Here is a 14134-nt window from a genome sequence, read left to right on the forward strand (position 1 = left end):
TCATCGGGGTCGACGCGCGCGACGCTCTCGGTCTCAGCCGATCTTCTTCAGGCCCTTGGTGTAGCGCGGTCCCTTGGCGACATAGGCTTTGGCCGCGATCCCCATCCGCTCGACCTGCGCCGGCTCGAGCGTGCGGACGACGCGGGCGGGCGCACCGATGATCAGCGCGTATTCCGGGAAGTCCTTGCCTTCGGTGATGATGGCGCCGGCGCCGACGACGCTGCCGCGGCGGATGTGGGCGCCATTCATGACGATGGAGCCCATCCCGATCAGCGCGTCATCCTCGACGGTGCAGCCGTGCAGGATCACGTTGTGGCCGACCGTGACGTTCCTGCCGACCCGCAGCGGGAAGCCGGGGTCGACATGGCAGGTGGCGTTGTCCTGGATGTTGGAGCCGTCGCCGATCTCGATCCGGTCATTGTCGCCGCGAATGACGGCGCCGAACCAGACGGTGACCTCAGCGCCAAGCTTCACGCGTCCGATCACCGTCGCATTGTCGGCGATGTAGTAGTTGCCGTCGGCCGGCAACTCGGGCGCCTGCCCGTCGAGTTCGTAGATGGCCATCAAGGTCTCCCGTTCGCAAGGTGACCTTGGCACAGCCCATCGAGCGAATTCAAGCAACGGCGCCGACGCCCGGCGCGAGATGGAACTAGGCCAGCACGCCCGCGGCGCGCAGGGTCATCACGATGAAGGTGCCGGACATCATGCTCCAGAAGCCGGCGATCACGGTCGCCAGCATGACGAACTCGAAGCGGCGGCGCTCGATGCGGGCACCGCGCAGGGTGTTGCGCATGATGATGAAGGGGGCCGCGAACACCAGGAAGGGCACGGCAGCGAAGCGGCGTGGCGTGACGCCCTCCTGCAGCAGCTCGAAACCGGGGGGACGCTCGGCATAGACCTGATAGCCGCTGGCCAAGGCGCCGGCCAAGGCGAAACCGATGAGGAGCGAGAACAGGGAATTGAACGCTTCTGCCGACATCGTACGCACCCACACACTTGCAAAACTGCCCGGTGTGCTGGTTTGGCAAAATCGCAGGCCCGCCGCCACATTATCCTTAAGGAAGGGTTAACCCCGGCCATGTGCGGCGCGCGGCCGCCTGCCGGCAAGATTCTGCAGAAAACCGCATTGACGTGGCATAGTCGCGCTGATTCGCCCTGAGATCCCTTGCCCTCATTCCCCTGCCCCCATTCCCCTGCTCCATGACGATGTTTTCGGTCAGAAGTGCTCGCTGTTCGAACGGACATGGCCACGCCGTGCCGATCGTTGTCGGCTGCGTGCTGGCCGCGTCCGCGGTGGCGCTGGTCGCCTATCTGCTGTGGCCGACATGGCGCGCCACGGCCTTCAAGGGGCCCGAGCGTCTGCCGGTCAGCATCGGCGGCACCCTGTTCAACGTGCCGTCGGCGGCGATCCGGGTGAAGATCCAGCGCCACACCGGCCCGCAGGAGCGCGTCGATCTCGGCTTCGACTATCCGTCGCTGACGCCGCCCGAAGCGCCGCATCACGTCAGTGCCGACCAGATCGACCAGGCGCCGCACCCGATCGATCGCATCTTCGTGTCGATCTCTGCGCATCATGATGCGATGTCGCCCGAGACGCGGCTGAAGACGATCTATCCGCGCTATCTGAACCCCGCCGCGGTCTCGGTGCAGGACGGATTGACGATGCGCGGCTTCCGCGCCGGCACGCCCTATGATGTCGAGGATCTGTTCGTGGCCGAGCAGCCGGCGCTGGTCGCGCGCTGCACCCGCGACGCCGCCACGCCGGGCATGTGCCTCAGCGAACGCCGCGTCGAGGGCGCCGATCTCGTGTTTCGATTTCCGCGCAGCTGGCTGTCGCAATGGCAGGACGTCACCGCCGCCATGGACCGGCTGACGGCGCAGATGCATGCGGTGAAGTAGTTGGTGCCGTAGCCCGGATGAGCGCAGCGACATCCGGAGTCTCCCGTGCAACGCGTGTGAACCTGGATGTCGCTACGCTCATCCAGGCTACGCGATGCGTGCCTTCCGACTAATTTCAGCTCATATCCACAGCGCTTGAATGTCGGATGGATCGGAGCGGTGCTCATGACTGCGCCCTCTCCCCTTGCGGGAGAGGGCATGTAGGACAGAGCCGCAAACGCGCTTGGGTGAGGGGTATGCCTCGACGAGCGCAGCTCGAGGAGAGATACCCCTCACCCAAGCGAGCAAGTTGATGGGCCGGTGTAGCCCTCTCCCGCAAGGGGAGAGGGCACATTAACTTGCACCGCGCCTGCACTGGCACTGCGCCTGAACCGCGCCTGATCGTGGTGCGTTCTCAAGCGCTGCGCAATTTGACTACTCCACCAAATCGTCTTCCAGAATAGCCATCTGGAACTGGAACGAGCGATCGTCGTCCTCATCGTCGACGAACAGCACGCCGATGAACTCCTCGCCGATATAGACTTCGGCTGAGTCTTCCTTCTTCGGCCGCGGCACCACGCGGATCTTGGGATTGCCGAACACGCGCTTCAGATATGCGTCGAGCTTCCTGACTTCCTGAACGTCCACGGGTGATCTCCAATCGCAGCGGGGTTTGCATGGTGTTGAACGCGTGACGAGGCGATTGCGCCTCTGTCCTTGAGCTCGACATTCCAGCCCGTCGATGTTGGCGAGGCAGCGCCAGCTTCATCGAACGGACGTGAAAGGAACGCCGTGGATCTCACTTCATTCCGCCGCGGCAGCGGCGGATCGTCAAATCCACGGACGGTCGATGTGTTGGCACGAAATCCCGCTATTGAAAAGCTCTTGACTTCGAGATTGCAGCGCGCGCGTCGTGGCTCAGATGCCGATCGCGTTGATCATCTGGTCCATGGTGCGCGACGGCTCCGCACATCCGGCCTCGCCGACGATCTTCGCCGGCACGCCTGCGACGGTGACATTGTTCGGCACCGGCTTCACGACGACGGAGCCGGCGGCGATACGCGCGCAATGACCGACCTCGATGTTGCCGAGCACCTTGGCGCCGGCGCCGATCAGCACACCGTGACGGATCTTGGGGTGACGGTCCTCATTCTCCTTGCCGGTGCCGCCGAGGGTCACGCCGTGCAGGATCGAGACGTTGTCCTCGATGATGGCGGTCTCGCCGCAGACGAAGCCGGTGGCATGATCGAGGAAGATGCCGCGGCCGATGCGGGCGGCCGGATTGATGTCGGTCTGGAACACCGCCGACGAACGGCTCTGCAGATAGAACGAGAAATCCTTGCGGCTCTTGCGATGCAGCCAGTGCGCCAGCCGGTGCGTCTGCAGCGCGTGGAAGCCCTTGAAGTAGAGCAGCGGATCGATGAAGCGCGAGGTCGCGGGATCGCGATCGTAGACGGCGACCAGATCGGCCCGAAACGCGTGGCCGAGATCCGGCTCATCGCGCAGCGCATCATTGAAGGTCTGGCGGATCAGGTCGCCGGACAGCGCCGAATGATCGAGGCGGTCGGCGACGCGGTGCACGACCGCATCTTCCAGCCGGCTGTGGTGCAGGACCGTCGAATAGATGAACGTCGCGAGCTCGGGCTCGCGCCGGACGATCTCTTCGGCCTCGTGGCGAATCCGATCCCAGATCGGATCGAGGGCTGCGAGCTTTCCGCTCTGTTGATGGGTCTGATGAATGGCCATGGCCGCTTCTCGCACGTTCAGTGGGCAGGCAATATAGCACGACGCGTGGAATGCTGTCCTCCGCCGGCTGCTCACGGGCGTCGGTCCATGCCAGCCAGCCTCGCTCCCAGAGAACATGGGATTGAGACAATTCCGTTACGTCCCGGTTACGCCGCCCTGCGGCGGCGCGTCGGATGAAGGTGGTCAGCCGGAACCCAAAATCAAGCGGCGCCGACCACCCGACCGTGACGATGTTTCGAGGCCGCGATCGGCAGCCCCGGCTGGGCACCGGCGCGGTCCGATACCTCCGCTGAGACAAAAAGGAACCACTCGAGGCGAGAAAGGCCCGGCGTCCCCCGCTCGATCACGGGGTCAGCTTTACCCGCCATCGCTCTGCGTCTATTGGTGAATATCGCCTTGACCCTATTTTGGCCATGGTGCTCCTAACCGGGGGACGCAGGCATCAGTAACACTCAGATCCTGGACGAACGCGTAACCGAGGCCGGAACGGCCTGGCTCCCCGTCATCGTCATCCCCCTCTTCCTGGTCGCGCCGGCGCTGTGGAACGGCTACCCGCTGCTGCAGTGGGATACGGGCGGCTATCTCGCGCGCTGGTACGAAGGCTATCTGGTGCCGAGCCGCTCGACCGTGTTCGGCCTCTATCTGCATTGGGGCGAGGGGTCGAGCTTCTGGCTCAATCTCGGCCTGCAGGCGCTGGCGACGCTGTGGATCCTGCAGCTCACCTTGCGCGTCCTCGGGCTCGCGCAACCGTTGCGGCTATTGTGGATCGGCCTGCTGCTGATCCTGACCACCGCTTTGCCGTGGCTCGCCAGCATGCTGCTGACCGACATCTTCGCCGGCCTGTCGGTGCTCGCGCTCTTCATCTTGGTGACGCAGGCCCCCCGGATCTCGTCGCTGGAGAGATGGGCGCTGTTCGGCTTCGTCGCCTTCACCTCCGCCACCCACAGCGCCACGCTCGGGGTGCTGTTCGGCCTGTGCTGCGCCGGCTGGATCGCCTTCCCGTTCCTGCGCCGGCAGATCGCGCTCTCCGGCCTGGTCCAGGGCAGCCTGACCATCGTCGCCGGAGCGGCGATGCTGCTCGCGGCGAATTTCGCGCTGTCCGGCCAGCTGGCCTGGACGCCCGGCGGCACCGGCGTCGCCTTCGGCCGCATGCTGCAGGACGGCATCGTCGCGCAGTACCTGAAGGACCATTGCGCGCGCGAAAGGCTGAAGCTCTGCCCCTATCGCAACGAGCTGCCACCCACGGCCGACGACTTCCTGTGGGGCAACAGCATGTTCAACAAGCTTGGCCGCTTCGAGGGCATGAACGAGGAGATGGGCACCATCGTCAAGCAGTCGCTCGCCGCCTATCCGCTGTGGCAGGCCAGGGCGGCGGCGGTAGCGACGGCGGAGCAGCTGGTGCATGTGGCGACCGGTGAAGGCACCAGCGGCTGGGTGCCGCACACCTACGGGATCATCGAACGCTACATCCCGGCGCAGACGAGGGAAATGCGCGCGGCGCATCAGCAGCATTGGGAGATCAATTTCGCCGTCGTGAACTGGCTGCACGTGCCGGTCGCGCTCGGCTCGATGCTGGCGGCGGCGGCGATCGCGGCGCACGCGATCTGGCGCCGGCGCCGCGACGACGTTGCCCTGCTCGCCACGACCGTCACGCTCGCTTTGCTCGGCAACGCCGTGATCTGCGGCGTGATCTCCGGCCCGCACGACCGCTACGGCGCCCGGCTGGTGTGGATCGCCACCTTCACGGTGCTGATCGCAGCAGCGAGGTGGTTCAGCGGCGAGCGCGCGGACGGCTCCGCCGCATGACGCCCCGTAGCCCGCATGAGTGACAGTAGTCGTAGCCCGGATGAGCGCAGCGATATCCGGGGTCTCCTCCACAGCACGTGTGAACCCGGATGTCGCTGCGCTCATCCGGGCTACGCTCTCTCCACGTCATTGCGAGCGCAGCGAAGCAATCCAGAATCCCGCCCACCACTCTGGATTGCTTCGCTGCGCTCGCAATGACGGAGCAAGTCGAAGCGACGGAGCACGTCAGCGGGCTACGCGGTCAGCGCTGCGCGAGAAAATCCACAACGCCGGCCTTGTAGACCTTGTCGCCGACGGCGCGCATGTGATCGCGGTTGGGGATGTCGAGCACCTTCGCGCCTGGAATGAGCGCGCCGAGCGCTGGCCCCGAGCCCGACACTTCGTCTGTGGTGCCGACGGCCACCAGCACCGGCACGGCGATGCGGCCGGCCTCCTCGCGCGAGATCAAGCCACGCGAGCCGCGCATGCAGGCCGCGAGCGCGAGACGGTCCGAGCGGGTCTGGTCGGCGAAAGCGCGGAACGTCCGTCCCACCGGATCCGTCACCTCATCGATCGACGGCGCCTCCAGCGCGGAGGCGACGTTCTCGCCGGGGCCGCCGCCCTCGATCATCGCCATGCCGATGCCGCCGAAGATCGCCGAGCGCAGCCGCTCCGGCGTGGCGAGCGCGATGTGGGCGGCGATCCGGCCGCCGAGCGAATAGCCCATGACGTCGGCCGCAGCGATGCCGAGATGATCCATCAGCGCGGTGACGTCGCTCGCCATCTCCGCGATCGAATACAGCGCGGGATCGTAGAGCTTGGCGGAATCGCCATGGCCGCGATTGTCGAGCGCGATGACGCGACGGCCATCCTTGCGCAGCTCCGAGACCCAGGCCGGATAGACCCAGTTGACGTTCTTGGTCGAAGCGAAGCCATGGACGAGCACGATCGGATCGCCCTCCCCCTCGTCGATGAAGGCAATGTCGACGGCGCCGTTGTGGAAGCTCGGCATCGGAGCTGGTCCCAAAAATCTCGAGTGAAGATGGCGAAGTCTAGCCGCAGGGCGCGGCTGCGACCAGTTCGCCGCTGGCGATGGCCGCCTGCATCTGCCGCAGCCGGCGCCGCCTGCGGCGGTCGAGCCAGGCCTGCGTCGTGCGCTCGGTCATCGACTTGAGCGAGACGACGAAGCCGAACAGGGTCATCACCGCGCTGAACAGCCAGAGCGCGAGATTGAACGCGCCCGCGGTCAGGAGCAGCGCGCCACGGCCGAACAGCTTCAGGATCGCGCGTGTCTGGCCACCCTTGGCCTCGGCGAGCCGGGCGGCGCGGGCGATGTCCTTCGGCCCCTCGGCCAGCTTGAGCGAATCGAGCGCGCCGCGGGTTCCGACCTTCTCGGTGATGCGGCCGACATCCTTGGCGAGCCGCACCAGCGCGCCCGCCTTCTCTGCCCGAAAGGCAGCCCTGATCGCGGTCGCGGTCTCGCCCGGGCGCAACACCGAGCCGGTGGCGACCGCCTGCTGCAGCACGGGCGCATCCACCACCTCGCGTGCCGACCGTCCCGCCCAGGCCGCGAGCCCTTCGCCGAGCCGGCCGACCTTCCGCGCATCCTTGACCAGGGTCAGCCCGGCCCGCACCGGCGCCGCGCCGCCAGCCGAGACGTAGGTCGCCGCGGTCACGGCAAGACCGGCGGTGGCGAGACCCAGCACCAGCCGGTCGGTTTCCTCGCCCATCACCAGGTGCTTGCCTTCGCGCACCGCGTCGCGGATGTCGCCGAACACGAACAGATCGCCGGCCACGGTGCCCGAAAGGCTTGCGACGTCATCGGCCTGCCCGGTGACGAGGCCGGTCGCAAAGCGCCTGGCGACACTCGTCGGCGCCTGCTCCGCCGCGACGGCATCGCTCACCCGCCGGACCTGAGTTTCATCGAGCGCGACCCGATGCTCCCGCGCCAGTGCGACGAAGCTCTCGGCGAGATCGGGGTCGCTGGCGGCGAGCGCGTCGTCGATGCCGCGTGCAATGCGCGTCGGATCGGTCTGCAGGACGGACGTGGTCTGGAGCTCCGACAGCCGCGCCGGATCGTCCTGAGCCGCGATCACGGCTCCGGCACGATGCGCATGCGGCCACAACGCAACGCCGACCGCTGCAGTGAACGCGAGGCCTGCGAGGGCCAGATTGATTCGTCCCGGGATCACGCCGCCTTCACGTTTTCGCGTGGATGACACAACAGACATAGGATCTCCGGTGACGGACACAACGGCCCCGACGAAAGAAGGGCTTCTCGGCGGCCCTGAGTTTGTGTCGAATCCACAGGCCAGAACATAACGGCGTGCGTCTCTCCCAAACCCGGGTTCCCAACACTAGGAATTGGCCTTAAGGCTCAGTATGGTCGCGCCGTTTTCGACTGGTGTGGCCATGCGACGAGTCCCGTCCTGCTCCGTCGTGCTGACCATATACGCTCCCGTTGCCACTCCAAGGTGATACCGATGGCCGACAACATCGTCCCGCATTTCCACAACGATGCCGGCGTCCCCGTCATCGAGATCGGCTCGCATGAGTTCATGTGCGTGGGCGCCAATCCGCCGTTCGATCATCCGCACGTGTTCCTCGATCTCGGCAACGACAACGAAATCATCTGCCCGTACTGCTCGACGCTGTACCGCTACGCGCCTGACCTCGCCGCGGGCGAGGCGCGGCCGCCGGAATGCGTGCTGAAGGACGTCGCCTGATCGGCGTGTCGTGGCATCTCGTACCGTCTTTGTCGCAGGGGCCGGGATCGGCGGCCTGACAGCCGCGCTGGCGCTCGCCACCAAGGGGTTCCGCGTCGTCGTGCTGGAAAAGGCCGAGCGGCTCGAGGAAGTCGGCGCCGGCCTGCAACTCTCGCCCAATGCCAGCCGCATCCTGATCGATCTCGGCCTGGGGCCGCGGCTGACCGCGCGCGCCGTGGTGCCGGAGGCCGTCAGCATCATGAGCGCACGGACCGGCGGCGAAATCGCCCGCCTGCCGCTCGGCGCCGCGGCGAGCGAGGCCGCGGGCGCGCCCTATTGGGTGATCCACCGTGCCGACCTGCAGGCGGCGCTGGCGGCCGAGGCGATGGCGCATCCGGACATCGAGCTGCGGCTCGGCTGCCAATTCGAGGACGTCGCGGCCCACGCCAAGGGGCTGACGGTGGTGCATCGCCGCGGCAATGAGCGCCGCCAGGACGTGACGCTGGCGCTGATCGGCGCCGACGGGGTGTGGTCGGCGGTGCGGCATCACCTGTTTCCGCAGGCGCGCGCCGAATTTTCCGGGCTGATCGCCTGGCGCGGCACGCTCGAGGCGCGGCAATTGCCCCGTGAATACACCAGCGCGCGGGTGCAGCTCTGGATGGGGCCGGACGCACATCTCGTCGCCTATCCGATTTCCGCCGGCCGTCAGGTCAACGTCGTCGCCGTGGTGCCCGGCACCTGGAACCGGCCCGGCTGGAGCACGGAAGGCGATCCGAACGAGCTGAAGGCTGTGTTCGGCCCGCCGCGCTGGCCGGCGGCGGCGCGCCTGCTGCTCAACGCGGTCGATGGCTGGCGCAAATGGGCTCTGTTCGCGGTCCCCGAAGGCATCGAATGGACCGAAGGCAACGTCGCGCTGCTGGGCGACGCTGCGCACGCCATGCTGCCGTTTGCCGCGCAGGGCGCGGGCATGGCCATCGAGGATGCGGCGGTGCTGGCCAAGACCCTGAGCGAGGCCCGTTCCGACGGGCCGGCGGCGATCGAGGGCGCCCTGCAGCGCTATGCCGAGCTGCGGCGTCCCCGCGTCGGCCAGGTGCAGCGTACGGCACGCGATCAGGGCCGCGTCTACCACATGACCGGGCCGCTGGCGCTGGCGCGGGATCTCAGCATCAAGGCGCTGGGACCGCAGCGGCTATCGGCGCGGCAGAGCTGGATCTACGACTGGCGGCTATAGGCTGTGCTGGGTCAGTAGACCGAGCCGTCGCGCGGCAAGGTCGACGGTGTGCGAGGGCTCGTGGACGCCATCGGCCGCACGGTGCGCGCCGGCTTGACCGGCTTGCCGCCCTTTGCAGCCACGGGCGCCGGCGGCGTCTCGACACATTTGTTGCGACGCCAGGCCTCTTCGGCAAATTGCGACTGGCCGCGGACGGCGATGTAATCGTTGCGATAGGCGACCTCGGCGACAACAGCGCCGCCGGCCCCGGTCTCCGCCTTGGCCATCAATCCCTGCAGCTCGGCCGTGCGCCCGGCGAGCGCCTTGCGCTCGGCTTCGAGCTGCTTGCAGTCGTAGAGATCGTACTTGGCGGGATCGGCGAAGGCCGTCGACACGCTGTCGCTCATGCCCGCGCAGCCCGAGAGCAGCGTTCCGCAAGCGAACAGTCCCGCGGCGAGCGCGAGGCGCCAATGGATCGGGCGATGGCAGTCCGTCGTCATGCAGCCTCGATAATGCAGCCGGCTTAAAACATCGTCTCGATCGCGGGTACGCGCCAATCGGCCGCGCCCGGCGTTGCGGACGGCAGCAGCGCACGTCGCAGCGATCTTGTCCGCCCGATTCGTCACCCTCACCTCGTCCACTCGATGGCCCCGGATTCCCTCGGGATCATTTCCCGTGGTGCCTCCGTGCCTTATAACGGCCGCCTCGTCCATGTCATGCATCACGCCAGAACGGACTTCGCGGATCGCTTCAGCTCGGAGGCAATCTCAAAGCAGCTGGTGACGGCGGGATTGAGGCTTTACCAAGGCGGCGGTGCTGGCTTAAGCAGAGGATGAGCTTCGGGGCCGCACGCAACCTCATTCCGTCTCGCCGGATGATGCGCTACGTCTCTGATCCCAAGGCGGACGTGGCGGAATAGGTAGACGCAAGGGACTTAAAATCCCTCGATGGCAACGTCGTGTGGGTTCGAGCCCCACCGTCCGCACCAGGCTTTCACATTCATGCGAGCGACGACGAGTGTGGCTGAGCATCGCGGAAAAGAGCCGGTCCGCCCGCCATGACGACATCGCCTCGATCGCCGACCTTGCTGAGATCGGCACCATCTTCGACGCTGTCCGGCAGGCCGCCCTGCCCGCTCAGTTCAACGCCGCCAACCGCTCGAGGGCAGCGGGATCGGTCACCTGCAGAGTGCGGTCGGCAAGGGTCAGGATGTTGCGTTCGCGGAACAGCGCCAGCACGCGGCTGACATGCACCGAGGTCAGGCCCACCGCATCGGCGATGTGCTGCTGCTTGAGCGGGAATGGATAGCGCTGGTCCGGGATTTCGCCGTGCGCGGCGATCCGCCGTATCAGGCTGAGCAGCAGATGCGCAATGCGCCGCTCCGCGGGGCGCTGGCCGAGCACGGTGATGAGTTCGTAGGAGGCGCGCCCGTTGTCGCCGAGCGAGCGAAACACCTCCATCATGACGAGCTCATCCGCGCGACATTGCGTGCGGACCTCCTCCCCGTCGAGCCGGCTGACCTCGACTTCGGTCAGCGCCTTGGCCGAGAAGCTCATGCCCTTGGAGAAGATCGCCGCCGGCGAGAAGATGTCGCCCGGCAGCAGGAAGCGTAGGATCTGCCGGCCGCCATCCGACAGCTGGATGTAGCGAAACGCCCAGCCGCTGCAGAGCACGAGCACATCGTCGCGTGCTTCGCTCTGGCATTTGATCTGGTGACCGGCCTTGACCGTCATGAACTGCTGATTGAGCCGCGGCATCGCGGCCCGCTCCACGCAGGCATTGAACAGGGCCGCACAGAACCCGGAATTGCGGTGGACACAGCCAACGCAGCGAGGGGACAGACCGCTTTCTGATCTCAGCATCGAGAGCCGTGCTCGCCTTTCACGCATCCGGCGCAATCACGCGTGCACCGGCTGCTCTGAGGCGTACAGCACTACGGCTTGTCACGACCGCCGAAGCCCAGTGTGACGTGCGGCTCTCGCCTCCTCGCTCACTACTGATCTACGGGAGAAACCGGCGCTGAAGATATAACCTATATTAATTAGCCGCATGCGCCATCATCGCGCAGCCGGGCCGGAGGGGGACGACAAAATCAGAGCACCGGATCCGGGCTGTCGAACAGCAAAGCATCTCGAGAGATGAGAGGACGCGACCATGCTTCCGGCATGCGACCTCGATGAGACCGGCAACCCGCGGCACCGCCACCGCCCCAGATGGGCCGGAGACTTCGCCTCTCCCGGCGCCAGCGCTGCAAGACGATATGGCGCCCCTCGGACATCACGCTCTCCCACCCCGATGTTGAACTGCTCACGACGATGATGAGGGGCGTTCCGCCTCTGCCACGAAGCGCTGCAGCAGGCCGGGCCAGCCGCCGTCGACATCCCTGCGCATCGATGCGCCGGCCTCGCTGCCCATCGTTTCAAACTTGTGATGCAGCAGCTCGACGCGCGTCTTCTCCGCTTCCTCCGCAAAGAACCGCACGTCGACCTCCGAACGCATCGCTGCATCCGGCTTCCACTGCGCATTGATCTGCCACACCATGACGAAGCGATGCGGCGGCTCCCACAGCGCGATGGTTGCGACCGGCGTCTGACTGCCATCCTCGGCAATCTCGAGCCAGCGCCCGCCGAGCTTGGGCTCCAGCAGCACCTTTGCGATCGGCTTGCCGCCGACCCCATGCGTATGCGGCCACCAGCGGGTCAGGCCGCTGGTGAACACGGCGAAGGCATGGTCGATCGGCGCCTGGACATGGACCTGCTTCCGAACCGGCGCAATCACGACGGGCTCACTCATTCCTCGTCCCTTTCGTCTGTCGATGCCTGCGCTCGGCCTCGATCTTGAAGGCGAGCAGCGCGTCGTCCCAGAAGCTGTCGAGCCAGTCGCGCAGCTCGGCCAATCCCTCGCGGCGCAACGAGTAGATGCGCCGTACACCTTCGCTCCGCTCCTCGACCAGCCCGGCGTCCTTCAGCAGCTTCAGATGCTGCGATACCGCAGGACGCGACACAGGCAGTCCGGCCGCAATCGCATGGACCGGGCGCGGCCCGTCCCGCAGGCGCTCGAACACCTGCCGCCGCGTCGGGTCCGCAAGCACCGCCAATGCCGTTTCGTAAGCCATGTCTTACCGTAAGCTTGAGCTTACCAAGAGGTCAAGAGAAACGTACGATTGGTACCCGGCAGTCCGGATCACCCCGGTCTTCGCCACCGGCGGTTGCAGCGGGAAACCTTTTGGTAACCAAACCCCGAGCAGGTTGGAACCGAAGGCTGCCGCCTGACGAATCGGCGAGACACAGCGGCATCGCGCGCGCCGCCGCGATCGCATCGAGAGGAAAAATGCTGGGATTCCGCAGCCGCAAAACCAACGAACCGCAGCCCTCTTCCGCGTTCGACACTGCTGCCTCCGACGCATTTCAGGAGGCCCTGGCGCAGTGCCTTGGCGACTGGGCCGAGGGCAAGCTCAACCGCGAGATCGCCAGCCTCGACGCCGCGGCACTGCGCGCCCGGCTCAGGCCTGATCTGATCGAGGCCATCCATCGGCTCGGCACGGCGCTCACCGCACGGGCGTCTCAGGATCTCGATTCCATCGTCGATCTCTGCATCAACAGCAACGAGGCCTCGATCAGCGCGGCCCGCCTGATCGGCGCCTCCAACAATCAGTCCGAGCGCTGCCAGAGCCTCGCTTCGGCGTCGGTCGAGATGCAGGCCTCGGTGCACACCATCAGATCGACATCGACCGAAGCCGCCGCCGAGGCGGCCGCGACCCGCCAGGCCGTCGACAACAGCGTGACCGCCGTGCGCCGGACGCTGCAGACCATGAACGGCATCGCCAGCTCGGTGCGCGACACCTCGGCCAAGATCGCCGATCTCAGCGCGGCCTCCGCGGAGATCGGCTCGATCGTCGGTACCATCGATGCGATCGCCAACCAGACCAACCTGCTGGCGCTGAACGCCACCATCGAGGCCGCCCGCGCCGGCGAGTTCGGCCGGGGCTTTGCCGTCGTCGCGGCCGAGGTGAAAAACCTGTCGCAGCAGACCACCAAGGCGACCGAGGACATCAAGGGCCGCATCGAACGGCTGCAGGCCGAGATGGGCGGCATCGTCGAGGCCATGGCCGGCGGCGCCAAGGCGGTCGAGATCGGCATGACCGAGATGAACGATCTGGCGCAGACGATCGATCAGGCCGGCTCGCGGACCGCGGTGGTCAGCTCCAAGATGGACGAGATCTCCGGCATCCTCGCCGAGCAGAGCGCGGCGACCGACGAGGTGGCGCAGGGCATCACCATCATCGCCGATCTCGCGACCGCCAACGCGAACGAGGTGATGTCGCTCGCCGATACGATGAGCAGGACCGATTCGAAGGTCGGCAAGATGCTGGGCGACATCGCCAGGCTCTCGCTCGACAATCAGGTCGTCCGGCTTGCCAAGGCCGACCACGTGATCTGGAAGAAGCGGCTCGTCGACATGTCCGTCGGGCGGCTGCAGCTCAAGGCGGATGAGCTCACCGACCATCACAATTGCCGGCTCGGCAAATGGTATTATGGCGAAGGTGGCCAGCGCTTCGCCGGCAACGCGGCGTTCCGCGCCCTCGAACGGCCGCACGAGGCCGTGCATCGCCACGGCAAGGAAGCCGCCCGTCTGTTCAGCTCAGGACGCATCGAGGAAGCGCTCAGCGAAATCGGCAAGGTCGAGGTCGCCTCGACCGACGTCCTGGCTTCTCTCGACCAGATCAAGGAGTGATCGCACGACGATGCCCGGACCGTTTCCAGCGCGATGGGTGTTGCAGCCAGGATGTGTCCGACATGCGATCGGGAAA

At 66.4% G+C, this 14134-nt stretch carries 15 protein-coding genes and 1 tRNA gene; 6 read left to right on the forward strand and 10 right to left on the reverse strand.

The window, feature by feature from the left end; genetic code table 11:
- Window positions 1–33 precede the first annotated feature (33 nt).
- On the reverse strand, window positions 34–564 hold the full coding sequence (locus S58_RS22875) for a gamma carbonic anhydrase family protein (protein ID WP_015667745.1): 531 nt from the start codon (window positions 562–564) through the stop codon (window positions 34–36).
- 85 nt (window positions 565–649) lie between these two features.
- The gene (locus tag S58_RS22880) at window positions 650–979 is read right to left on the reverse strand and encodes a DUF6949 family protein (protein WP_042340150.1); all 330 of its coding nucleotides are present in this window, start codon (window positions 977–979) and stop codon (window positions 650–652) included.
- A gap of 221 nt (window positions 980–1200) precedes the next feature.
- Here S58_RS22880 and S58_RS22885 point away from each other — a divergent pair, with 221 nt between their 5' ends.
- Window positions 1201–1899: a hypothetical protein gene (locus S58_RS22885; protein ID WP_042340152.1), complete on the forward strand. Its 699-nt coding sequence runs from the start codon at window positions 1201–1203 to the stop codon at window positions 1897–1899.
- 414 nt (window positions 1900–2313) lie between these two features.
- Here the strand turns inward: S58_RS22885 and S58_RS22890 are convergent, their stop codons facing one another.
- Together S58_RS22890 and cysE are read right to left on the reverse strand one after the other, a co-directional pair.
- Window positions 2314–2526 (reverse strand): DUF3126 family protein, encoded by a 213-nt coding sequence (locus tag S58_RS22890; RefSeq protein ID WP_006611186.1) that lies wholly within the window; start codon window positions 2524–2526, stop codon window positions 2314–2316.
- 270 nt (window positions 2527–2796) lie between these two features.
- Entirely contained in the window at window positions 2797–3624 is an 828-nt protein-coding gene (gene cysE, locus S58_RS22895) for a serine O-acetyltransferase (protein ID WP_015667748.1), read from the reverse strand.
- Between the two features lie 609 nt (window positions 3625–4233).
- On the opposite strand from cysE, the gene S58_RS22900 reads away from it, so the two are divergent.
- The gene (locus S58_RS22900) at window positions 4234–5430 is read left to right on the forward strand and encodes a hypothetical protein (RefSeq protein WP_015667749.1); all 1197 of its coding nucleotides are present in this window, start codon (window positions 4234–4236) and stop codon (window positions 5428–5430) included.
- 241 nt (window positions 5431–5671) lie between these two features.
- On the opposite strand, the gene S58_RS22905 is transcribed toward S58_RS22900, so the two are convergent.
- Together S58_RS22905 and S58_RS22910 are read right to left on the reverse strand one after the other, a co-directional pair.
- Window positions 5672–6421, reverse strand: coding sequence for an alpha/beta fold hydrolase (locus S58_RS22905; protein WP_015667750.1), 750 nt, complete (start codon window positions 6419–6421; stop codon window positions 5672–5674).
- Between the two features lie 40 nt (window positions 6422–6461).
- The gene (locus S58_RS22910) at window positions 6462–7640 is read right to left on the reverse strand and encodes a hypothetical protein (RefSeq protein ID WP_042340158.1); all 1179 of its coding nucleotides are present in this window, start codon (window positions 7638–7640) and stop codon (window positions 6462–6464) included.
- A gap of 252 nt (window positions 7641–7892) precedes the next feature.
- Between S58_RS22910 and S58_RS22915 the strand changes: the two genes are divergently transcribed.
- Both S58_RS22915 and S58_RS22920 read left to right on the forward strand, forming a co-directional pair.
- On the forward strand, window positions 7893–8135 hold the full coding sequence (locus S58_RS22915) for a zinc-finger domain-containing protein (protein ID WP_015667753.1): 243 nt from the start codon (window positions 7893–7895) through the stop codon (window positions 8133–8135).
- Window positions 8136–8145: 10 nt separating this feature from the next.
- Window positions 8146–9345 (forward strand): FAD-dependent monooxygenase, encoded by a 1200-nt coding sequence (locus S58_RS22920; RefSeq protein ID WP_015667754.1) that lies wholly within the window; start codon window positions 8146–8148, stop codon window positions 9343–9345.
- 11 nt (window positions 9346–9356) lie between these two features.
- Here S58_RS22920 and S58_RS22925 read toward each other — a convergent pair whose 3' ends face one another.
- Entirely contained in the window at window positions 9357–9824 is a 468-nt protein-coding gene (locus S58_RS22925; protein WP_015667755.1) for a hypothetical protein, read from the reverse strand.
- A gap of 401 nt (window positions 9825–10225) precedes the next feature.
- On the opposite strand from S58_RS22925, the gene S58_RS22930 reads away from it, so the two are divergent.
- Window positions 10226–10312, forward strand: a tRNA-Leu gene (locus tag S58_RS22930).
- A 148-nt stretch (window positions 10313–10460) separates the two neighbouring features.
- On the opposite strand, the gene S58_RS22935 is transcribed toward S58_RS22930, so the two are convergent.
- From S58_RS22935 to S58_RS22945, 3 genes are all read right to left on the reverse strand, one after another.
- Entirely contained in the window at window positions 10461–11081 is a 621-nt protein-coding gene (locus tag S58_RS22935) for a Crp/Fnr family transcriptional regulator (protein ID WP_015667756.1), read from the reverse strand.
- A 550-nt stretch (window positions 11082–11631) separates the two neighbouring features.
- Window positions 11632–12117 (reverse strand): SRPBCC family protein, encoded by a 486-nt coding sequence (locus S58_RS22940; RefSeq protein WP_015667757.1) that lies wholly within the window; start codon window positions 12115–12117, stop codon window positions 11632–11634.
- Window positions 12110–12439, reverse strand: coding sequence for an ArsR/SmtB family transcription factor (locus S58_RS22945; protein WP_015667758.1), 330 nt, complete (start codon window positions 12437–12439; stop codon window positions 12110–12112). Before S58_RS22945 ends, S58_RS22940 begins: the two co-directional genes overlap by 8 nt.
- 215 nt (window positions 12440–12654) lie before the next feature.
- On the opposite strand from S58_RS22945, the gene S58_RS22950 reads away from it, so the two are divergent.
- Window positions 12655–14058 (forward strand): methyl-accepting chemotaxis protein, encoded by a 1404-nt coding sequence (locus S58_RS22950; RefSeq protein WP_015667759.1) that lies wholly within the window; start codon window positions 12655–12657, stop codon window positions 14056–14058.
- The last annotated feature ends 76 nt before the right edge of the window (window positions 14059–14134 follow it).

It is taken from the genome of Bradyrhizobium oligotrophicum S58 (genome assembly GCF_000344805.1).
GTDB classification, from domain to species: domain Bacteria; phylum Pseudomonadota; class Alphaproteobacteria; order Rhizobiales; family Xanthobacteraceae; genus Bradyrhizobium; species Bradyrhizobium oligotrophicum.